This window comes from Paenibacillus montaniterrae (assembly GCF_018403185.1).
GTDB lineage: Bacteria > Bacillota > Bacilli > Paenibacillales > Paenibacillaceae > Pristimantibacillus > Pristimantibacillus montaniterrae.
Genome location: NZ_BOSE01000002.1, coordinates 374724 through 398756, shown reverse-complemented (window position 1 = coordinate 398756; position 24033 = coordinate 374724). Strand labels below are relative to the sequence as shown.

Genomic DNA, 24033 nt, shown 5'->3' with positions numbered 1-24033 from the left:
TTTGCGGGAGTATCTCTGTAGCTCGCTCGTAATTCAGCGCAGCACCATCCTCGCCTATTGACTCGAACATTCCTGCGGAATGGGGGTCGTTATAGGCTGCGGGTGGTGCTGCTGTTGTTTTAGTGGGAGTTTCTATGTAGCTTGATCGTAATTCAACGCAGCGTCATCTCTTTTATGGGAGTTTGCTTTGTGGCTTGCATTTCAGTACTCCGCCCTCCATGTCTATTGACTCGCTATGCTAATAAACGATATACTTTTTTTGTGCAAAAATTTTCGCAAGGATTGGAGGGTGGGGGAAGTGAAGCTTAAGGAAATTGCAAAAAAGGCAAATGTTTCGATAAGTACGGTGTCCAGGATTATAAATAATCAGGGCAATTTCAGCGAGGAAACGCGGCGAAAGGTGTTGGATATTGCTCATGAATATTTAAAACCGGGTATTACTCCCTCCAAGCTGGCAGGCATTTCCTATAATATAGTCGTAATTGTTCCTGGCAATAATGACTTTTTTGATAATGATCCATCTACTTCTGCCGATTTGAATCACTTGAAGGAAGAATTTGAAGCATACGGTCATCAGATTCAGATCGTGAAGCATTATCCGGACTTGCAGTCTTCTCCGGCGTATAAGCTGTTGAATGAGGAAAAGGTGGATGCAGCGATCTTTTTTGATCCTGTTGTGAATGATAAGCTGTTTGATGAGCTGGAGAGTGCTAAAATTCCGTACCTGCTTACAAACGGAAGAACGTATAAATACGGCCATAATTATATCGATTACGATAATCGGAAAGGCGCTTATGAGGTGATTACATATTTGCATGGCTTGGGGCATCGCAAAATCGGGATTATTGCAGGTCCTAAAAATCATCTTGTCAATGTAAACCGACTGGACGGATGCAAAGACGCATTTCGAGATTTGAAATTGCCCTGGATGGATAGCAATGTTCTGATGGGCGCTTTTGATCCATCGCATGGATATGAATCAGTAAAGCAATTGATGAGCAAAGAGTCGTCCATTACCGCGATTTTTACGTTTAATGATATCATCGCTTATGGGGCGATGAAAGGATTAGCGGAGATGAACATTCGTATTCCTTATGATGTTTCCTTAATTGGCTTCGATGATTTGAAGCTGTCTGAATATATGATTCCACCATTAACAACCGTGCGCAGGTTTAAATACGATATAAGTTCGATCATCGTAAAAGTTTTGACTGAATTAATTACAAACAAAAATATATCAGAGGTAAATATCAGTTTAAAAACAGAGTTGATCGAGCGTGAATCATGTGCAAAGCTATAACGAGGCAACGAGCTGTAGCTGTAGCACCACAATAGGAGTTGTTCAGAGTGTCAGTTTTCACTGACTTTCTGGACAACTCCTATTTTTTGTTGCGCTAGGAATCTCTCAAATTATTTTGATTGACGGAGCATACTTAGTTGGCATATACTAAAAACGAAAATTTGCGCAAATATTTGCGCAAATAAAATCAAATGGAGGGATGATTGATGAAACGAAGGTTGAACGACTCCTTTTTGAAAGCGTTTGCGGTTTTGCTTGTTTTGCTGGTGGGAGGTGCGCATGCTATGCCGCTGCTTGATACGGCTTCGGCTTCAGCGGCTGCCGGATCGATTACGGTTAATTTGACGGAGACGCAAGAAGCGTTCAAAAACCCGTTTAAAGGATTCAGGCCAACCCGTTTTGTAAATGATGCCGGGTTTTCCAACCATGAGTATGGCACTGTGTTTAAGCATTATATCAAATACACAGATTTGGAGAATGCGGCTTCCGACTCGGTGCAGAAGATCAAGGATTGGAGCAATACGGCTTGGGCGGGGATCGAAACCCGGAATATAAAAGTAATTCCGCGTGTGTTTATTGTATATCCAAACGTGGGAGAGTATTGGCCGCAAGGCGTACCGCATGGGGATGTAACGACGCAATGGACATCTGAAACGTTGAAAAACCGACTGACAGCTTTCATTCAGAAGCTTGGTCAAGCCTGGGATAACGATCCTAGAGTTGCTTACATTGAGCTGGGGCTGTGGGGGAATTGGGGGGAGCATCATATATGGCCGGATAAGCTGGCTGACGGAACAGATCGGATTCCGCTCAGCTTTCAGACGGCATTGGGTGATGCAGCCGAGCAAGCATTTCAAAACAAAAAAGTACAGGTGCGCTATCCCGAAACATTCCAAAATTATAATTTCGGATTCCTGTGGGATTCCTTTGCTTTAATCGACGATCTGCCGGGAGGAGAAGGCATTGTTGCAAGGGATGTGTGGCGGACACAGATTAACGGCGGCGAGGTCGCCTACGATTGGGGGCAAAAGCATATTCAACCGGGCGATTCACCTAATGATACGCTGAGCGATCCGAACCATCGCAACTTTGTTATTGACTGGATTAAAAAAACACATACAACCAGCCTTGGCTGGATCGACTTGTACGATGCTGGAAATTCTGCTGTTTCGCAAGGGGCAGCTTTAATGCAGAAGGAATTCGGCTATCGCTTCGTCATCAATCAAGCGACATTTTCCGGCAGTGTGCAGCCTGGCGAGTTAATGGACGTATCGTTCCAGGTCGTTAATAAGGGAGCTGCTCCGTTCTATTACGATTGGCCTGTAGAAGCCAGCTTATTGAGAAGTGACCGTACAGTAGCGTGGAAGGGGGTATTCAATAACGTCGATATACGAAGCTGGATGCCGGGAGATGATTGGAATAGCTCGACCCGTCAATATAATCAAGCTCCTGCCGTTCATCAGGTTTCCGGTACATTCGAAATTCCTGCCAATATGCCTGCAGGAACGTATACGTTGGCGCTTTCCATCCTTGATCCTTATGGATATAAGCCTAGCGCCAGATTCGCCAATACCAATTATTATACAGGCGGCAGAACGCCGCTCGGCAATGTGGGCATCGGCATGGCTCCTGCCAATCAAAACATTGGTCCATTTGATTCGTTGAAGTCGGATAACACCCTTTCGTACAGTCTGACCCAAACGCCATATGATGGCGGCTATAGTGATGGAGGAAGCACGGATAGCGAGGCGCCAAGCCCGCCTGCTAATTTAACGGTGACTGGAACGACGACAAGCAGCGTCAGCCTTACCTGGTCTGCTTCGAATGATAACGTGGGCGTGACTGGCTACGACATTTACCGTGGAAGCTCGTGGGCAGGCTCTTCAAGCACGAACAGCTTTACCGATACCGGGCTAAGTCCAAATACGAATTACAGCTATACAGTCAGAGCCAAGGATGCGGCAGGGAATGTATCCAGCGCAAGCAACGTCGTTAATGCAATGACACAGGATAGCAGAGGAAACGATGCTGGCACTGTATATGAAGCGGAGGCTGTCAACAATACGCGGACCGGGGCGGCGATTATTTCCGAATGCGGCTTATGCTCGGGCGGCTCCAAGGTAGGGTATATCGGAAACAACGATGGGGCTTTGCAATTTAACGGAATAAATGCATCTGCTGCAGGAACATATACGATGACGATTTCTTACCTAAGTGGCGAGGCTCGCTCGATACAAGTGCGTGTAAATGGAGCAGCGCCTTACACGCTCAATCTGCCAAGCACAGGAGGCTGGACGACAATTGGCACCTTTCAAACCGAGATCCAGCTGAATGCAGGCAATAATACGATTCATTTCTCGAATCCTACGGGCTGGGCCCCCGATCTTGACCGTATTCAAATCGCTGCTGGCAGCCATAACGGCGGAGGCGAAACGGACATTTTATTACTCGATAACTTTGATAACTCGCCAAGCTGGCCAGGAGCGAACGATCTGGGCAAATGGGCGGGCGCTAACGGATTCATAAATAACGCAGGCGTCATTGAAGCAGGCGCCTTGAAGCTGCAATATAACAACGACGGTTGGCTCGGCACGAATATCGACCAAAGCATTGAGGAGTATTCGAAAATGGTAATTCGCATCAAAGGGGCAAATGGTGGCGAACAAAATAAGTTTCAGCTTACTATCGGTGGAGTAAGCAAAACACTAGGAGCATTTAGTGGTGATACGATAACGACTGACTACAAAAATATCGAGATTGATTTGGCAGCCAACGGCGTTGATCGCAGCAATCCTGGACAATTGACCATGACGTTCTGGCATGGCGGCAATGGCACGATCTGGATAGACGAGATGCGCTTTGAATAAGCGTATCTGCATCGAAATGCGGTGACATCCATGCAGCATGAAAGGGGCTGTCCATAAGCCCTTAAAACAAAAGACCGGTCCGTAGACAGCGGAACCGGTCTTTTGTGGTCCTGCCAGCAATCAGAAAAAAGATATTTGCGCAAATAATTTCCTAACTTTAAGTTAAGAAATATTCATGCAGACATGCTTTCCACCTTAATAATTTGGCCTCTAATCTTAAATATGGGGCATTTATAAGGAGTTAAGCTGTCGTTTACAATGAGAATGTAAGAGGCAAAGCGAAGTGTTATATCTTTTATGCAAAAATTTGCCTAAACTATTTAACAGGGGGATGTAAAATGAAGAGAGGAAACAAATTTTTGTTCATGACCACATTATTTCTTGTCATGGCATTGCTTGCTTCTGCTTGCAGCAATGGCTCGAACAGCGGAACAAGCAGTAATAGCGGCGGCGCATCTACTGACTCCAAAAAAGAGGTAACGCTTACTTATTCGATTTGGGACAAAATTCAGCAGCCGGCGATGGAAGCGATAGCCAAGGAATTTACGGAGCAAAATCCACATATTAAGGTCAAGGTCGAAGTGATCCCGTGGGGAGATTATTGGACGAAAATGTCTGCTGCTGCTCCGGCAGGGACGCTGCCTGATGTGTTCTGGATGCATGGAGGTCAATTCATCAAATATGCAACAGGAGATTTTCTGGAGCCAATCACAAGCAAGGTGCAGGCTGGAGAAATTGATTTGAGCAATTACGAAGCAGATCTTGCCTCGATTTATACGCTGAACGGTGAGAACTACGGCGTGCCGAAGGACTTTGACACGATTGGCCTGGCGTACAACAAAGAATTGTTCGATCAAGCGGGCATTCCTTACCCGGACGAAACCTGGGACTATGCGAAGCTTGCCGAGGTGGCCAAGCAATTAAGCCAGCCTGATAAAGGCATCTATGGCTTCGGGGCAAAACTGGATACGCAGACGGGATATTGGAACGACATGCTGGCGAACGGCGGAAGCATTCTGTCAGCCGATATGAGTAAATCAGGCTATAATGATCCAGCCTCGATTGAAGCATTGAAGGCCCGTTATCAAATGATTCTTGACGGCGCTTCTCCGACTCATCAGCAAATGACCGATACGGAAGCGACCGAGATGTTCAAATCTGGAAGATTAGCGATGATCTTCGACGGCTCCTGGAGAATTAGCGATATTGATAGCAGCGAGATTATTAAGGGTAAATGGGATTGGGCGGTATTGCCTAAGGGCAAGGTGAAGCGAGGCAATATCATTAACGGACTGGCTAACGTCATGTCCGCTGCAGGAAAAAACAAGGAGGAAGCATGGTTATTCCTCAAATTCCTTGGCTCGCAAAGAGCGGCAGAAATTACAGCAGAAATGGGAGCGGCAATTCCGGCATTCAGCGGCACGCAGGATGCATGGGTGAAATCGAAACCGCATTTGAACCTGCAAATATTCATCGATCAAGTAGCCGATACCGTTCCATATCCAAGCGGCACTATGGCATATCCGGTATGGTTCGCGAAGGAGCCTGAGATTATGTCGCAAGCGTGGGGCGGAGCGATCACAGTAGAGGAAGCCGCGACCAAGGTTGCCGAGATGATGAATGAAGCGATAGCCGCAACGAAATAAAACAAAATAACGTCATTCGTGTACGCTCCTGCTGATCAGGGGCGTAAGCGATGAGTAGGGAGTGGTCAGTTTGAATTCCAGAAGCAGATATGTGTGGGCCTATTTCATGATTGCACCGACTCTCCTGGGCACATTGATTTTCTGGGGGTGGCCGGTTATCCATTCGATTTTGCTAAGCTTTCAACAGTCGGAAAATTTCGGGCTGGTCAATCATTGGGTTGGGTTTGACAACTATGCGAAGCTGTTCCGAGATGAAGAGTTTTGGCAAAATCTGCGCAACACTTTATATTATGTGGTACTGTTTGTGCCGATTACGCTTGCGCTTTCTACCTTTTTTGCGGTGCTTCTGAATACCAAAATTAAAGGCTTATCTATTTATCGGGTTATTTTTTTCTTGCCGCAGGTCACGATGCCGGCAGCGGCAGCGATGGTATGGGTTGTTTTGTTCGCACAGGACTTTGGTCTCGTCAATCATATACTTGGCACACGAGAAGCCTGGCTGTCTAATCCCAATTATGCGATGTTCGTCCTCGTTATCGTTGGCGTGTGGGGAGCAATTGGCTTGAACATGCTGCTTATTCTCGCTGGCTTGCAAGGGATACCAAAATCGCTGTATGAGGCGGCCGACATTGATGGCGCCAAGCGCTTTCACAAATTTCGCTATATTACCATTCCGATGCTGACTCCGACGCTGTTCTTCACCAGCATTATCCTGTTTATTGGAGCGACGCAAATATTTGACTCGATCTATCTCATTATCGGAAAAACGAATGTGGCGCTTCCTTCCGTTCGCTCGCTCGTTTATGCCTATTACCAAAACAGCTTCGTCTATTTTAATCCGAATTATGGCGCAGCGATCATTAATGTGCTGCTCGTTATTAATTTGATATTAACTGGAATCCAATTTGCTTTACAGAAAAAATGGGTCGTCTACGACTAAGAAAGGGGGAGCAGACATGCAGCTCTCATCGGCGAGGAACGTCAACTCTATCGTTCATATCATACTTATTATCAGCTCCGTTGCCATGCTCATTCCATTCGTATGGATGGTGCTGACATCGCTGAAAACAACAACGGAAGCCACGCAAATTCCGATTAGATATTTTCCTGCTGCCCCCAGCTTAAGAGGATATATTGAGGCGATCAAATTATCGGCTTTTCCGTATTACTACCTGAATACAATTATAACTGCCGTGATGAAGACCGTGTTTCCGGTTATTTTCAGCTCGATGGCGGCCTATGCTTTTGCCCGGATCAGGTTTCCGGGAAGCTCTATTCTATTTGTCTTGATTCTGTCAGTTATGATGGTGCCTAATCCAGTTTTCTACACACCGCAATATATGATGATGAGTGACCTCGGATTGATCAATACAGTTACCGCCCTTTGGATTACGTCATTGATTAGCCCGTTCGCTACATTTCTTTTGCGGCAGTTTTTCTTAACAATCTCCAAGGAGCTGGAGGAAGCGGCAGTTCTCGACGGCTGCAACCCGTTCCAAATTTATTGGCATATTATGCTTCCTCTTGTGAAATCGGCTTTGGTTGCAATCGTTATTATTCAACTGCAATGGGCGTGGAATGAGCTTCAATGGCCGCTCATTATTAATAGCTCGCCTGAGAAGATGACGTTATCTTCCGGCATTGCTACGCTAGTGTCCATGTTCGGGACGGATTACCCGGTGTTAATGGCGGGCGCTTTTATGGCAGTCGTTCCAATGATCATTCTCTTCTTTATTTTCCAGAAGCAATTTATTGAAGGGATTGCGTTTAGCGCGCACAAAGGCTAATGAACAAATAATATCCGGACTTCGAGGAGTCCGGATTAGTCTGTTGTATAATAAGCGATGACCAAAGCGAATCGAATAAATGCAACCTATAAATGACAGCGTTTTCAATTTTGCTAAGGAGGAGTTCGATGAATTTATCATCCGTAAACATTAGCACCAGAAACGATTTCGTGTAAACTACTATTGTGACACTACTAATGAAACGATATGGCGAAGGAGGCGGCCTGTGCATAAGAAACTCGCTGTTATTAGTATAGTTGCAGTGCTCGGCATCTCTTTGATTTACTTCATATATGGCCAATTTTTCAACTCTGACGCCCCTAATACGCAGGAGCTTGGTGATGCTGATTCAGTCGATGGGCAAGTGAAGGATGAACTGGAATCATTCGTCACATTAAAAATGATTATGCCAGGCGATATGTCGGCTCGGATGGGCGACTTTTTGGAGAATGAATTAAATGATCGGCTTAAAAAGGATTTAAATATGAAGCTTGAGCTGACTTATATCCCGTGGTCCAACTACTCACAAAAATTAGAGCTGGCGCTATCCACTGGAGAGGATTACGATTTGTTCTGGTATGGCGCACCATTCGTTTCCTACTATTACACCAAAGGTTATATCCAGCCTTTAGATGAGCTTTTGGAGCAGCATGGGGAGGATTTGGTTAAACATATACCGGAAGGGAATTTCAAGCAGTACGAGATCGACGGAAAGCTATGGGCGATTCCGTCCCAGGCGTTTACCTCGGCAGGAAAATTTTCTTCTGTTATGGTTCGTCAGGATTTGCTGGAGAAGGTCGGCATGTCAGAAATTAATACGATCGCGGATTTGGAACAGTTTTTCAAAAGCATGCAAGCGATAGATCCAAGCTACTACGGCTATTTGGAAACGGATCGCGGACATGAAATGCTGTGGCGGGAATTGACAGATCGCAACTACTCCTCCTTGGATGAGCGGATGTTATTTATTGTGGATGAGGATGCCGGGGAAATGTTGAGCTATGTCGAGACCGAGCTGTACAAGCAGGTTGCCCAATTGCGAGAGTCTTGGGTGAAGCAGGGGATCATCGACATCAATCTGGTAGGCAATCCGGCGGCAAAGTTCGATCAGGAGAATGCAGGTAAGCTTTTGTTTCGCGTTGGTGCGGTGTCGCGGGCAATGGAAAACCTGCAAACGGCACGGAATGCCGATCCTAATGCGAGGCTGCGAGAATATTATTTGGCGAAGGATAAGCCCAAGTTTATTACGACTCCGGGCAATGAAGCCTTTATGATTACAGCGGCATCGGAAAACCCCGAGCGTGCGATGATGTTTATGAACTGGATTTTGCACAGCAAAGAAAATTACAACCTGATTATATACGGAGTAGAGGGCAAGGACTACGAACTGGAAGACGGCAAAATAAAGCAGCTTACCAATGACCAGCTGATGTACGAATGGATGTGGCGCAACAAAGACTATTTTACCGCTCCCGCCGGATTAGAGGATGATATTATCGATGATATGCTGAAGAATGACGAAAATTCGCGCATTTCCAAGCTGTTTGGCTTTCATTTCAACGAGGAATCGGTCAAGCACGAGGTGGCGCAGGTGATGGCGGTTTATAAAGAAAAATTTGAGCCGATCAGCTTTGGTCTGGCCAGTTATGAGGAGTATTACGATGATGCTCTTGCGGCTCTAAAAAAGGCAGGCTTCGACATCGTTTTTGCCGAAGTGCAACGGCAGTTCCAGCAATTCCAATTGCAACATTAACATGCTGATCCCAATTTGAGAGGGCGTTTGATGATGAACAGATTCAGCATATTCACCAAGCTAATGGCTACCTTGTTCATATTGCTAATCCCGATTTTGCTTCTGTTCGCTTTATCGAATCGAACGAGTACAGAGGTGCTAACCGACGAAATCATTAAGGTAAAGCAATATCAGATTGAAACATTCGCTAACCAATTGGATGAATTGTTTTTCCGCTTAGACACATATAAGAAGATGCTGTACGAAAGCACAGATGTAAGAAATTTGGCTTATCCAGATTTACTGGACGATGTCTTGGACAAATATCGAATTAACCGAACCGTCTCTGAAGAAATTAACCGGCTTGCCGGTTACGGTGATTGGAAAGCAGTCATTGCAGTTGTGTATCCTCGCACCAATAACGTTATTAAAAGCAACTCCAATCTGAATGCGCTTCCAGCAAAGCTTCCCGCACAGGATACGTTTTGGCAATATTATTCGGCACCTGATGAGGATTATTTTCTGAACATATTGTCTTATCCTGAAAATCCGGAGCAAGCAGGCGAGGCGCATATGAGAGTCGTGCTGAAACTCGGCGTCGCTGCATTGCGCAGCGCTTTATCCGAATTTAAAGCAAATGGTTCGGGCGATCCGTTTCTATATCATCCGGGAGAAAATCCGGTTTATAATTATTCCGTTAATCGTGAGCAAATAAACGAATTGCTTCCCTCGCTTGAGGGGATTGATCCGACACTTGCAAGTGGACATATTATGCTTAGGTCCGACAAGACGAGCTTTCAGATTCATTATAAGAAGCTGGAATCGTTAGGCTGGTATCTAGTAGATTACGTGCCAATCAGTCAAATTATGGCGCCGATTAGTCGCAACCAGACGATGTTTTACGTTATAAGCGGATTGCTGCTGTTTATGGGAGCATATCTTGCCTTTCTTATGTACCGAAATATTCAGATTCCATTTCGCAAATTAATCCGAAATATGAATCTAATTGAAAAAGGAATTTATTCAATCAGGATGACAGACAAGCCTAAAGGCGAGTATCGTTTTCTGTATGAGCGATTCAATTCTATGGCTTCCAAAATAGAGGAGCTGATTGAGGATGTATATAAAGAACAGCTTCGTTCCAAGGATGCAACGCTAAAACAGCTGCAATCGCAGATCAACCCTCATTTTCTGTACAATACGCTCGCTTATATTAAAAGCATGATTGAGCTAAATGAAAACAAAGCGGCGATTTCGATGACGATGAACTTGAGCAAGTACTATCGCTATACGACCAAGACGGGAAGCAAGATGGTACAGCTGAAGGAAGAGCTGGATTTAATCCACTTCTATCTGGAAATCCATTGCATGCTGAGAGATGACTTTGAATTTCAAATTGAGATCGAGCCGCAGATGGAAGCATTGGAAATCCCGCGCTTAATCGTGCAGCCGCTCGTTGAAAATGTTATTTTGCATTCGTTCAACAATCATTCTGAATATGGAATCATTACCATCCGCTGCTGGCGCGCGGGCGGGATGAATCATGTGTCGGTAGAGGATAATGGTACGGCAATCGATTATGCAATGATAGAATCTATTAGAAAGAAAGTTCATTCGAGCAATGAAGAAATAGAATCCGGGCTGAAAAATGTACATCAACGGCTGCGTTTAATGTACGGCAATGAATCAGGCCTGCAGCTTAGCAAATCGAAATTAGGCGGACTTTGCGCTGAATTATGTTGGAGCAGCAAGGAAGAGGAGGCCTAGGGAGGGACAGCATGTACGAGATTTTGATAGTGGATGATCATACGCATTTGGTAGATAGCCTGGCGATTGCACTTCCGTGGGAGCAGATGGGGATCAGCAATGTCTATAAGGCTTATTCCGGCGAGGAGGCCTTGGAGCTGCTAAATTATCGCTCTGTAGATATTGTCATAACAGATATCCAGATGAACGGTATGAGCGGCCTCGAATTAATCAACAAAATCAATGAGAAGTGGAAAAATACGAAGGCTGTCATTATAACCGGATACGATGAATTTCAGTATGCGAAGGCAGCCATTCAGCAGCAAGTGAGCGCGTATCTGTTAAAGCCGGTATCGAATGAGGAATTGGAACAAACTTTGCGCAATATTATGGATAAGATCATAGAAGAAGGAAATGAGCTGGTTAATCAGCAAAAATTTTTATACCGTTTTCGGGAAAGCCTGCCTAACTTAAGAGAAATGTTTTTGTTTGACTTAATCTCCGGCAAAAATTACCCGCAAGCTGTTATACGAGATAAAATTCAGCTTTATGAGCTGCCCTTTCAGCTAGAGAAGGATGCGATTCTTTTGTGCATGAGAGTAGAGGAGGATTATTCGGATAGAGATCTGTACAATCTCTCATTAATCGAGTACGCCATGTTTAATATTGTAGAAGAAATATATTCGGGCAAGTACCATGTCATGCACTGCAAGGATTCGTACGATTATTTGATTTTCTTGATTCAAAGTCAACAAATCGAGGACCAGGACAGTAACAGCACAGTGGCGATCGAGGACTTGGCCCGGCTTTCCCAGCATCAAATCAAATTATATTTGAAAGCGAAGGTTTCCATTGTACTGAGCAACTGGGGACAATTCCCGCATGATACATTGGCGATGTACCACTCTGCCTTATCGATATATACCGACTATATAGGCTACCAGACGGAAAGCTTTTTCCATGCCGCACAAAAGAAAGAAAGCTCTGAGATCCAGCCGCTATCTGAGCTTTATCGCTCCCAGACATTAATGGAACTGATCGATATCGAGCAGTGGGCGGCATTCGAGGATAAGCTGGCGCGAATATTCGCTGAGCTTGAAGAAGCGGGGAATGGAGCGCGTGAATACGGGTTTGAAGTCTATGTTGCCTTGCTGCAGACATTCTCCTATTACTTGCATAAGAAAGGGAAACGGATCTTTGACGTATTTGGACGAGACATCGAGAAAATGCTGAAGGTGGATGCCAGCTGGAGCGTAGAGCCGCTGAAAGAATGGGCCTTCAGCAGCTATGTGCAAATTAAAGCGTATAGCGACAGCCGTTCGGACAATATCCGATCCGACTTAATGGAACGAATTCGCCATTTCATACAGCAAAACGTACAAACCGTAACACTGCAAACCGTTGCCGATTATGTCAATCTGCACCCGGTTTACGTATCCAACCTGTTCAAGCAGGAGGCGGGAGAGAACTTCTCCAACTATGTGCATCGTCTGCGTATGGAGAAAGCCGTTCAATTGCTGCAGCGAAAGGATTTGAAAATAAGCCAGATTGCGCTTGAGGTCGGCTACCAGAAGCCGCAGTATTTTATTAAGTTGTTTAAAGCTCATTATGGGATGACGCCGCAGGAGTATAAGAATAGCTTGTGACTCATCGCTGCGCCCATCCATGCGCTAACGCTTGAACATTCAGCGCTCTGCCCATCCATGCGCTAACGCTTGAACATTCCTGCGGAATGGCGGCGCTTATAGCGCATGGATGGGCTCCGCTGGAGCGGTTTTTGTGGGCACGTTCTAGGAAGTTTTTGTTGGGGTTGCTTCGAGCCTTGCTCGTAATCCAACGCAGCACCGTCCTCGCCTATTGACTCGAACATTCCTGCGGAATGGGGGTCGTTATAGGCTGCGGTGGTGCTGCTGTTGCTTTTGTGGGCACGTTCTAGGAAGTTTTTGTTGGGGTTGCTTCGAACCTTGCTCGTAATCCAGCGCAGCACCGTCCTCGCCTATTGACTCGAACATTCATCGCTCCGCCCATCCCTACGCTAACGCTTGAACATTCCTGCGGAATGGCGGCGCTTTTAGCGTAGGGATGGGCTCCGCTGGAGCTTTTTTCGTGGGCACGTTCTAGGAAGTTTTTGTTGGGGTTGGTTCGAGCCTTGCTCGTAATTCAGCGCAGCACCGTCCTCGCCTATTGACTCGAACATTCCTGCGGAATGGGGGTCGTTATAGGCTGCGGTGGTGCTGCTGTTGTTTTTTGTGGGCACGTTCTAGGGAGTTTTTATGGGAGTTTGTTTGTGCTTTGTCTTGATTCAGGGCGCTGGTTTGTTTGTTGTTTGGTTAAAATTGTTTCCATCCGAATACCGGTCTTAGCATTTTGCGGAGCCAGTATGCGATGAGTGTCCCGGGGCCCCATGAGCCGGGATTTTGCAGGTATTGTGTGTATTGGTCGCTCATTATATAGGTCCAGGTGGAAGGAGGGCTTTTTAGTCCCAGTTCTTCCCACTTTGCTGGGTCGTTTGATCCTCCGAGTTTTTTGAGCATTTTTTCTGTTTCTTTATTTATTTGCTCTGGAATTTGCTCGAATGCCTGGATGATTTGTGCATGGTATTCGTCGATTGGATTACGGTTGGTAAGGCTTGTTAAATGGATGCCTTCGCGAATGTATGATGCGTATGCCAGATGGTCGGCCCAGTATTTGTCGATATAGTATAGCCGTACACGCCGCTCGGCAGGGCTCATCGGGATCTCGCCTTTTAAAATTTTTAGCCGCTCCTCGTACAGCAGACGCCTTTGTTCCTCGACCATATCGGAATAGCTGTTCAGCTCCTGACGGATATGGAAGTTTTGGCCCATAATAACGCGCTGAATATGCTCTATTTTGCTAAGAAGCACCGACTCGTTGAGAGCTTCTTCCTGCCTAAGATCGCGCAGCTCTTTATCGATGCCGAATCTGAGCATCAGCTCATCCTCCAGACTTACGAAAAAGACGGAAGCTCCCGGGTCGCCTTGACGGCCGGAACGACCGCGCAGCTGGTTGTCAATCCGCACGCTTTGGTGCACATGTGTACCAATTACGTATAAGCCGCCCAGCTTAGCGACAATTTCTGCCTGCTCAGGGTCGCCGCCGCCGAGCCGGATGTCGACGCCGCGTCCCGCCATGTTTGTAGAAACCGTTACAGCACCGATTTCGCCCGCTTTGGCAATAATTGCGGCTTCTTCTGCGTCGTTTTTTGCATTCAGAACATTACAAGGTACACCAGCAGCCGCTAGTGCCTCCGCTAGCATATCTGACTCCCCGACGCTTGACGTTCCTATAAGAATCGGACGTCCTGTTGCATGGATGGATGAGATTTCTTGCACAAGCGCCTTGAATTTGGCTTCTTTATGGGTATAAATCCGATGCGGGTGGTCGATTCGTCTGTTAGGGCGGTTTGGCGGGATTGGCATCACCTGCAGCACATAAATCTCTTCAAATTCTATTGCCGAAGCGAGGGCGGTAGCCGTCATTCCGCATATCTTCGGATACAGGCTAAGGAAGTGTTGCAGCGTTATTGTCCCGAGAATTTTTCCGCCGTTTTTAAATGGCAGCCCTTCTTTCGCCGCAAGCGCAGCCTGCAGTCCGTCCGGCAAATGCCTGTTTTCTGCCACGCGGCCAGTATATTCGTCGACAAGCTCGATTTTGCCATCGCGGATGATGTAATCAACGTCTTTTTTCAATAACCATTCCGCATGCAGTGCGCAGTTCAACGTCGACAGCAAATGACTGTTTTGGCTTTCGTACAAATTGCCGCATCCCAGCAGCTCTTCCACTTTGGCTGAGCCAGCTTCATTTAAGTAAACGTTCCGCTTGAACTCGTCAAAGTCGTAATGCTTTTCTTCCTCAAGCTGCCTGGCGACTGCTGCAAATCGACTGCCGTCGTCACCAGAAGTGCCTGGTTCGCCCGCGATGACTAGCGGTACCCGTGCTTCATCGAGAAGCAGTGAATCGGCTTCGTCCACGATGACATAATGGAAAGGGCGATGCACGGTATCGATTTCTTCTAAAGCAATCGAGTCGCGCAAATAATCGAACCCGGCCTCTTTAGCCGTAACATAAGTGATATCCGCTGCGTACGCTTCCCGTTTCTCGGACAAGTTCATGCCCGCTTGAACCGATTTTACTGTTACTCCGAGGAAACGATAAATCGGTCCCATCCACTCCGCATCCCGCTTTGCCAAATAATCGTTAAAGGTCAGCGCATGAACGCCTTTGCCGGTTAGCGCATTTAGATAAGCAGGCATAACAGCGGACAGTGTTTTTCCTTCGCCGGTTTGCTGCTCGACCAGAAATCGCTCATGCAAAGCGATGGCGGCCATAATTTGGACATCATACGGCTGCAGGCCAAGCGTTCTCTTAGCTGCCTCGCAAACGAGCGCATAGGCATCGACAAGCAGCTCGTCCAAAGGCGTGCCCGATTTTGCTTCCTGTTTCAGGCGGAGAGATTCCGTATGCAGCTGCTGTTCATCCCATGCTTGCAAATTCCGTTTTCTAATAAGCTCCACCTTGTCCCGATAGATTTTTAGCCTAAGTCGGATATCGCGGTCTTTCATTTTTTGCATTAACCTGACAGCTATATTCATCGGATTCGAACTCCCCTCTACTAATTGTAATAGAATCAGATACGGCTATACTTCCATCTGGTCAAACCATAGACAACATATTGCCCCAATCCTAACAACCCGAAAAGAATTAAAGAATAAGCATAATCGGCTGGGAGAAATATGAGAACTATTGCAGCTGTAGGTAAACCCATGCTGTAGTAAATATAGACGTTACGGCAAGCCTTGAACGTAATCCATTGCTGCCCCTCATCCACCTCCCGGATTTCAGACAGCCCTAACCAAATATTAATGCGCTCCTTTGGATGTTTTCGATTATGAATGATAACAAGCAACACCCACAGTATGATTATGGCAGCACAGAACAAAGCAAAAATATTTAATCCCGTCAAAGGCTCACCTGTTTCCACGGCTTTAATAAACTGACCTGAATCCCAGTTTTTCTTAAGCAAATAAATACTGATTAAAGCCATAAGAAACATAGTAGCGGAAGTAAGAGGTGAACGTAAAATCCGTGATACCATTTTATTGATCCTCCTTCAAAGAAAAAACATCCTCAACGGGCACATTAAATGCTGCGGCAATTTTGAGAGCGAGCGTAATCGAAGGGGAATAATCTCCTTTCTCGATCAACCCTACCGTCTGGCGAGTAGCCCCAATAGCATCCGCCAAATCCTGCTGCGACCATCTAAACCGCGCCCTTAATTCACGAACATTATTAACAAGCATACAAGAGGTCCTTTCTAGCTATTAGATAAAAAAATTGTAATTGATCTATTGCAAAATGTAAATGATCAATTGCAATATGTAAATGATTCTTTACATGAAAGTGGATGAAAGAACAGCATATATAAGTGGAAATAAGCTATTGCGGAGACAAGTCTTACTTTCTACCAACTTGACGGTTTGAGCTCGAAAAGAAAAGAGGTCGGGGATACAGATTAGCATTGTGATTAAATAAATTAGAGATGGGCTAGTGAAAAGGGTTGTTCTGAAAACCTTTTTGCAAGGTTAAAATTAGGTTTAAAGAATCTGGATAACGTTAAGTGATCAGGCTGGAGTCGATAGAAATCTAAGGAATATGTAGCACGTTAAGGGGGAAAGCTGCCTCATTTACCCAGAGAATACCGCCCAATAGAACGCTGTGCATTCATTAGAACGAAGAAATGCTTCATTTGTTATACATAACGATATCCAGCTTCCTTAGCGACTAACCAGCCCTTATCCAGCCACGCCGCCTTTCACTTTTCCGGCAGCCCCGTCAGCAGTGCAAACCTGGGCCAATAAGCAGGAATACGTAAGCTAATAGGTGAGAAGAGTTCTGTACTAAACAAGCAAGCTCGAAGTATCTCCCACAAAACTCCTAAGAACACGCCCACAAAAACTCAATGAAGCTCCCCCACAAAAACATCAGCAGCACCACCGCAGCCTATAACGACCCCCATTCCGCAGGAATGTTCGAGTCAATAGGCGAGGACGGTGCTGCGCTGAATCAACATGCAAGGTTCGAAGCAAGCTCCCACAAAGACTCCTTAGAACAAGCCTACAAATCGCTCCAGCGGAGCCTCTCCATTGCGCTAAAAGCGCCGCCATTCCGCAGGAATGTTCAAGCGTTAGCGCATGGAGAGGCGGAGCGCTGAATGTTCAAGCGTTAGCGCATGGAGAGGCTGAGCGTTGAATGTTCAAGCGTTAGCGCATGGAGAGGCGAAGCGCTGAATGTTCAAGCTTTAGCGGATGGATGAGCGGAGCGCCGTACAATACTCGCACCGATCAGCCTGCGCTCATAGGGCAGCTTCGGATTAGCGATGCGCCAGAGGAGCTGATCAACCGCGCGCATGCCAATGACCTCCTTGTGCACATCAACCGTTGCATATAAAGCAAGATCAGGATAGGTGTAGTCGAAGCCTGTGAACTGACAAACTTCTGGCACGCTCAACCCTTCATTTTTCAATGTTTCAATTGCAAAAAATGCATACGTATCATTTGCACAGACAAATACCTCAGGCAGCTGGCGATCTCTCGCCATATTAGGGAGGACTGTGTAAATGGTGTCTGCTTCCGGACCGATCAGTCTCGGGTTTTGCTGGTTCGGGATATTATGCTCTTCTAATGCAAGACGGAAGCCGAGCCAGCGATCTTTAAAGCTCGCTGCTTCTCGAATATTTCCGATAAATTGAAAATTAGTGAAGCCCGCTTTAATTAGCTCCTTCATCAGCTCAACCATGCTGTTTGTATTGTCGGTAAAGATAGAGTCAGCATGAAATTGTTCGTCATGATGATCGACGATTACAATAGGAATGCCGCTTTGCTGCAATTCCAGCAATATAGGCGTCGAAATAGAGCCAACAGCTATAATGCCTTGAATTCCATCCGGGTTAAGCAATGTAAAGATCGAATCGCCGCTTGGTTCCGTTAAGGTCAAAATATTAATCCCCCGCTGATTCAACGCTGACGATATTCCGTTAAAAACCGGTCCCCAATAGAGTGATTCCGTATTTTGATAGCGTACATTAGGAAACAAAATTAATATTGTCTCTATCGTTTCTATTGATTTCTGATCAGCAAAACGGTTTTGCAGCAGGAATGGTGAAGCTGCTTCCCGCTTGGCAAAGTACCCCAGCTTCTGGGCAGTATCTACAATAAGCTGACGAGTTTCCGCGCTTACCCCTGATTTTCCTGCCAGGGCACGAGAAACGGCATATTTGGACATTCCGACTGCATCTGCAATTTCCTGAATCGTAACCTTTTTACGCATAAGCAACCACATCTCTTTAATTTGTTATTTTTGTTATCTTCAACATAACACTTTATTAATTTTTTGGCAATGTTATTCTCAAATTAGGACAAGAATACGAAAAAAACTTTGTATTGTACATTTTTTTGATTAGATATTGACCAATTTGTTATGTTCATGGTATTCTTTGTTATGTAAGGAAGCGCTAACAAAATAACAAACATAACTACAGTTAATTTTGTTATGAAGAGTTATCAGCAACAGCAAATGTCAGCTTTGATCTATTTTGTTATTGTCTGCCTGGAACAACAATAAAATTGGGAGGTTAAACAATGCGTAAATTGAAAGGGTTTTCATTTTTGCTGATCTGCTTCATGCTCATCCTGTCTGCATGCAGCGGAGGAAATGGGAATGGCGGGAATACGGAGCCTACGCCGTCGCCTGCTGCGACAAACAGTGAACCAGCTACGCCTGAACCAACTGAGGAAGTAGAACAAACATATGATCTCGATGGTCGGGTAATTAAAATTGCGGCATGGTGGGATTTAACACCGGCTGGGGCAACGCAATCTGATATTAACCGCTTGGAAAAGATTAAAGAGGTTGAAAAGAAATATAACGTAACGATTGAGTTTGTAACCGTTCCATTTGAAGAAATGGTTCCAAATTTTACGAATAGCGTGCTGGCTGGCGAGCCTTTTGCTGATATTGTTCAGCTTGAATACAAGGCGGCGCTGCCATTAATTAAAAAAGGACTTATTTTACCGATTAGCGAGTTTACGAATGAAAACAGCAATATTAACAATGAAGGTAATTTGCTGATGAAATATTCACCGATTGCTGGAGATCACTACGGCTTTGATAATCCGGTCTACATCGGTGCTGGTCTGCACTATAACCGCGACCTGTTCAAAGAGCTGAATCTTGAAGATCCAAAAGACATTTATGAGCGCGGCGAATGGACTTGGGATAAGTTTTTAGAGCTTGCCAAGGCTGCAACGAAGGACACTAACAATGATGGTAAAAACGATGTATGGGGCTTTTCAGCATGGTCAATCGATGCCTACAAGCACTTCGCGGTATCGAATGGCGTTCGCATCGTAGATGAAGAAAACCTTGTTGAAGGCTTGACCAGCCCTGGCTCAATCAAAACAGCTGAATTCCTGAATCAGCTTTACAATGTCGACAAGGTCGTAAAAGTAAGTACGGGCGATCCAATGAACTGGGAGGAGTCCAACACATTTAAAGAAGGCGATGTTGCGATGTTCACTGTTGCTGAATGGAATTTGAGCGGCTTGAACTTCGAATTCGGCATCGTGCCAATTCCAAAAGGACCGGAACAAACGACAGATTACACATACGCCAATACGGCTGCTTCTGCCAAATTTATCGGTAAAGGCGTAAAGGATCCAGAGCTTGTATACCAAATTTTCGAGGAAACCTTCGATATTCCGATGCTTGAGGAATACCCGGGCCAGGATTATTTGGAAAGCATTTATACGCATGAGGATGACGTAGCAATGCTGCGCGATCATATTGCTGGAACAGGTCTTATTACGTTGGATGAATCATTCCCTGATTTCCCAACCTGGGCTTATGTGAATGATGTTATCGTCAATCAAGTATCACCATCAGCAGCTGCAGAAACGTATAAGGGTCAGGCAGCAGAATCGCTCACCAAGCTAGGGCAATAATTGAATGATGCGTAATGCGAAAAGGGGAGTCAGTTTTTGCCTTCCCTTTTCTATTACCGTTCATCAACGTTTTAGGAGGGAATGTAGTGAACCGTCAGCATCGCAAGCCATTTAAGGCAACAACAACCATTGCAATAGCTGTATGCATCGTGCTTTGTGCAGTGCTGTTCATCATCAATGCTCGAACAGACAGAAATGGTATTGATGCGGCTGCAACAACTCCATACGAAGGAAAGCTGCGCCATAGCGAGGATAGCTATGCTGCTTACATTGCGCAATATGAAAATGCGGCCTCGCCGCAGCAGGAAATTGTCATTGAAGCAGCACAATATAACGCGCTGACCGGTAATGATTTCGAAATTTTGGAGCAGTTTGCAGGGATGGATGGTCAGGCTTTATACACTGGTGAAACGGGAAAAGTAGAGTGGAGCTTTCACGTTCCGCAAAGCGGCTTATATCAAATAGAGCTGCTTTACTATCCAATAGAAGGGAAAAGCTCGGCAATCGAGCGCATTATCGCAATTGACGGAAAGGTGCCGTTTGAAGAAGCGCAATTTGTGCAATTTGATCGAATATGGAACAACGAGCTGGACGAAATCAAGGTTGATAACCAAGGCAATGAGCTGCGACCTAGACAGGTTGAATATCCGCAATGGATGAGCAAAATGGTTCAGGATTCAAATGGATACATTACAGAGCCATTTCAATTTTATTTAACAGAAGGCGAGCATACGCTGAGCTTCGAGGCTTCGCGCGAGCCTATGATCATTAAAGAAATACGGCTGAAGCAGAAATCGAGCATCCCGACCTATGCCGAGCTTGCCGCGCAATACGAGCAGACTGGCGCAAAGGCAACATCAGGTCATGAGCTGCGGATTGAAGGGGAAGCAGCAGTAAGAAAATCTTCACCAACCTTGTATCCTGTTAGCGAACGCACCAGTGCGGCAGTAGCTCCGTACAGCGCTTCACTAATCAAAATAAATACGATAGGCGGCTTTAACTGGCGCTTGCCCGGCCAATGGATCGAATGGGAAATCGACGTGCCGGAGGACGGATTATACGAGCTTTCCTTCGTTGCGCAGCAAAACTGGGTGCGCGGCATTTATTCTACGCGCAAGCTGTACATTGATGGCGTTGTTCCGTTCCAGGAAATGAACGCGGTCGGCTTTAAATACAAAAGCGGCTATCGCCTCGAAACGTTAGGGCAGGACGATCAACCTTATTTGTATTATTTAACCGCGGGCAAGCATACGCTGCGTCTGGAAAATACGCTTGGTCCATTTGCCGAGCTGATTGCAGAGGTAGAGAACTCCCTGTACGAGCTTAATTCGCTGTACCGCAACATTTTGATGATTACCGGCACGAAGCCTGATGAGTATCGCGACTATCAGCTAACGGAGAAAATTCCGAATTTGCTGGAACGGATGACCGCTGAGCGCTATCGCCTGACGGACGTTGCTGCGCATTTGAAGCAGCTTGCGGGCGGCTCCAGCGATCAGGAGGCGCTGCTCAAATCAATGACGGTGCTGCTCGATGAAATGATCGCCAAGCCGGATAATATTCATCGCAAGCTAACCGATTATAAGACGAACACAGGCGGACTGGGCACATGGGTGCAGCAGGCAAGAGAGCATCCGCTTGAAATTGACGCAATCATTTTAAGCTCGCCCGGTCAAAAATTAGATATAGAAGGCTTGGGCATCGGCTCGAAGCTTAAGCATGAGCTGCTCACCTTTGTCAATTCCTTCTTTATTGACTACAACAGCATCGGCAATGTTACCGAGCAAAAAAATCAGCGCACGATTACCGTTTGGATCGGCAGCGGACGCGACCAGGCGAATACGATGAAAGCGATGATCGATGAAACCTTCACCTCGCAAACCGGGATAAACGTCAATCTGAAGCTGGTGCAAATGCATACGCTGCTGCCTGCAACGCTGGCGGGTCAAGGGCCGGATGTAGCGATGCAAATTGATAATGATATCCCCGTTAACTTCGCGATGCGCAATGCCGCCGCAGACTTGACGCAATTTGCAGATTATGGCGAGGTTGAGCAGCGCTTCCGCGACAGTGCTGTTGTACCGTACCGTTATACGGATGGCGTGTACGCATTGCCGGAGCAGCAAACGTTCAATATGCTGTTTTACCGCAAGGATGTACTGGATGAGCTTGAGCTCGAGGTGCCAAAAACATGGGATGATGTGTCGGCAATGCTCGCAGTTTTAAGCAAAAATCATATGCAGTTTGGTTTGCCGCCTGTTCAGCAGGCTGCAATTCAAGGACAAAATATTCCGCCAAATTCACTATATGCAGCGCTGCTGTTCCAGAATGGCGGTCAATTTTATCGCAATGACGGCAAGGAAAGCGATCTTGATTCGCGCGTTGCAATTGAGACGTTCAAGCAATGGACGGAGTATTACACCGATTACAAGCTGGAGCGGGAATATGATTTTGCCAATCGCTTCCGTACCGGTGAAATGCCGATTGGAATTGCCGACTATACGATTTACAACCAATTGACGGTTTTCGCTCCGGAAATTCGCGGACTGTGGGGCTTTGCGCCTATCCCTGGCACTGTGCAGGAGGACGGCACGATCAATAATCAAGTGCCAAGCGGCGGCTCTGCCGTAATGATGCTCGAAAGCGCCGAGGATAAGGAAGCGGCCTGGCAATTTATGAAATGGTGGACGAGTGACGAGACTCAAGCAAAATTTGGCCGCGAAATGGAAGGGCTAATGGGAGCGGCAGCCCGCTATCCGACCGCCAACATTAATGCGCTCGACAGCTTGCCCTGGCCAGTAGCCGACTACGAACAGCTAAAGCAGCAGTTTGATCAGGTTGTGGGCATTCCTGAGGTCCCGGGCGGTTACTTTACAGGTCGTCACCTGTTTAACGCCTTCTACAAAACCGTCATAGGCGAAGTGGAAGCACGACAAGCACTGATGGATTATGTGGAATATATTCAGGATGAAATCGAAAACAAGCGACAAGAATTCGGCTTGCCGCAATAAGGAGGGAGAAGGCCGCGTGTCTAACTGGTGGAGCTTAAAATGGAACGAGATGAAGAAGAACAAGCATTCCTACGTGCTTCTCGCTCCTTATATGATTTTATTTGCTGTATTTACTGTACTGCCGGTCATTATGTCGATGATTTTGAGCTTTACGTATTTTAATATGCTTGAATTTCCGAAATTTATTGGCTGGCACAACTATTCCAGACTGTTTCTTGAGGATGACATCTTTCTCATTGCCATCAAAAATACGATTTTATTCGCCGTTATAACTGGGCCGGTCAGCTACATTGCCTGCTTTGTGTTCGCCTGGATCATTAATGAGCTGACGCCGAAGCTGCGCGCCTTTATGACGCTGGTGTTTTACGCGCCGTCAATTTCAGGCAATGTGTTCTTCATATGGCTGATGATTTTCTCTGGCGACCGCTACGGCATCGCGAACGGCTTTCTATTAAAGCTAGGTATTTTAATGGAGCCGATTCAATGGCTCAAGGAAGAAAAATATATTTTGGCGATTATTATTCTCGTCCAGCTATGGCTTTCGCTTGGCACAGGCTTTCTTGCCTTTATCGCCGGGCTGCAAACCGTGGATCGCAGCTTATATGAAGCTGGAGCTGTTGACGGCATTCGCAACCGCTGGCAGGAGCTATGGTACATTACGCTGCCTTCGATGCGACCACAGCTAATGTTCGGTGCGGTCATCCAGATTACTACGTCTCTGGCGGTCGCCGATGTGTCGATTGCGCTGGCAGGCTTCCCAAGCGTCAACTATGCTGCCGAGACGATTGTAACGCATTTGATAGACTATGGTACGACACGCTTTGAAATGGGCTATGCTTCATCGATTGCAACGATTTTGTTCATTATTATGCTAGGCACAAATCTCATTGTACAAAAACTATTACGTAAGGTAGGTGAATGAGC

15 protein-coding genes are annotated in these 24033 nt (G+C 46.1%); 11 read left to right on the top strand and 4 right to left on the bottom strand.

All coding sequences use genetic code 11. The features are described 5' to 3' along the window. Positions 1-298: 298 nt before the first annotated feature. The 8 genes from KJS52_RS07555 (at position 299) to KJS52_RS07520 (ending at position 12724) form a co-directional block, all read left to right on the top strand. A complete protein-coding gene (locus KJS52_RS07555) occupies positions 299-1300 on the top strand; it encodes a LacI family DNA-binding transcriptional regulator (RefSeq protein ID WP_213514133.1) in 1002 nt (333 codons plus the stop codon). 206 nt (positions 1301-1506) lie between these two features. After that, positions 1507-4167: a DUF4832 domain-containing protein gene (locus tag KJS52_RS07550; protein WP_213514132.1), complete on the top strand. Its 2661-nt coding sequence runs from the start codon at positions 1507-1509 to the stop codon at positions 4165-4167. 338 nt (positions 4168-4505) lie between these two features. Further along, positions 4506-5813 carry an ABC transporter substrate-binding protein gene (locus KJS52_RS07545; protein WP_246563281.1) on the top strand — a complete coding sequence of 436 codons (1308 nt, stop codon included), beginning with the start codon at positions 4506-4508 and terminating at the stop codon, positions 5811-5813. 61 nt (positions 5814-5874) lie between these two features. After that, on the top strand, positions 5875-6753 hold the full coding sequence (locus KJS52_RS07540) for a carbohydrate ABC transporter permease (protein WP_246563280.1): 879 nt from the start codon (positions 5875-5877) through the stop codon (positions 6751-6753). Positions 6754-6769: 16 nt separating this feature from the next. After that, positions 6770-7600 (top strand): carbohydrate ABC transporter permease, encoded by an 831-nt coding sequence (locus KJS52_RS07535; protein WP_213514130.1) that lies wholly within the window; start codon positions 6770-6772, stop codon positions 7598-7600. 226 nt (positions 7601-7826) lie between these two features. Next, positions 7827-9353, top strand: a complete 1527-nt coding sequence (locus tag KJS52_RS07530) for an extracellular solute-binding protein (protein ID WP_213514129.1) — start codon at positions 7827-7829, stop codon at positions 9351-9353. Between the two features lie 33 nt (positions 9354-9386). Continuing rightward, a complete protein-coding gene (locus tag KJS52_RS07525) occupies positions 9387-11099 on the top strand; it encodes a sensor histidine kinase (RefSeq protein WP_213514128.1) in 1713 nt (570 codons plus the stop codon). An 11-nt stretch (positions 11100-11110) separates the two neighbouring features. Further along, complete coding sequence (locus tag KJS52_RS07520; protein WP_213514127.1) at positions 11111-12724, top strand: response regulator transcription factor; 1614 nt, start codon at positions 11111-11113, stop codon at positions 12722-12724. Between the two features lie 684 nt (positions 12725-13408). On the opposite strand, the gene KJS52_RS07515 is transcribed toward KJS52_RS07520, so the two are convergent. From KJS52_RS07515 to KJS52_RS07500, 4 genes are all read right to left on the bottom strand, one after another. Next, positions 13409-15691 carry a preprotein translocase subunit SecA gene (locus KJS52_RS07515; protein WP_213514126.1) on the bottom strand — a complete coding sequence of 761 codons (2283 nt, stop codon included), beginning with the start codon at positions 15689-15691 and terminating at the stop codon, positions 13409-13411. Between the two features lie 35 nt (positions 15692-15726). Then, positions 15727-16194 (bottom strand): hypothetical protein, encoded by a 468-nt coding sequence (locus KJS52_RS07510; protein WP_213514125.1) that lies wholly within the window; start codon positions 16192-16194, stop codon positions 15727-15729. Position 16195: 1 nt separating this feature from the next. Continuing rightward, the gene (locus KJS52_RS07505; protein ID WP_213514124.1) at positions 16196-16399 is read right to left on the bottom strand and encodes a helix-turn-helix transcriptional regulator; all 204 of its coding nucleotides are present in this window, start codon (positions 16397-16399) and stop codon (positions 16196-16198) included. A 991-nt stretch (positions 16400-17390) separates the two neighbouring features. Continuing rightward, positions 17391-18425, bottom strand: a complete 1035-nt coding sequence (locus KJS52_RS07500; RefSeq protein WP_213514123.1) for a LacI family DNA-binding transcriptional regulator — start codon at positions 18423-18425, stop codon at positions 17391-17393. Positions 18426-18736: 311 nt separating this feature from the next. Here KJS52_RS07500 and KJS52_RS07495 point away from each other — a divergent pair, with 311 nt between their 5' ends. The 3 genes from KJS52_RS07495 to KJS52_RS07485 all read left to right on the top strand — a co-directional run bounded on the left by KJS52_RS07495 (position 18737) and on the right by KJS52_RS07485 (position 24031). After that, positions 18737-20098: an ABC transporter substrate-binding protein gene (locus KJS52_RS07495; RefSeq protein ID WP_213514122.1), complete on the top strand. Its 1362-nt coding sequence runs from the start codon at positions 18737-18739 to the stop codon at positions 20096-20098. A gap of 86 nt (positions 20099-20184) precedes the next feature. After that, complete coding sequence (locus KJS52_RS07490; RefSeq protein WP_246563278.1) at positions 20185-23109, top strand: extracellular solute-binding protein; 2925 nt, start codon at positions 20185-20187, stop codon at positions 23107-23109. A gap of 49 nt (positions 23110-23158) precedes the next feature. After that, positions 23159-24031, top strand: coding sequence for a carbohydrate ABC transporter permease (locus tag KJS52_RS07485; protein ID WP_246563349.1), 873 nt, complete (start codon positions 23159-23161; stop codon positions 24029-24031). The last annotated feature ends 2 nt before the right edge of the window (positions 24032-24033 follow it).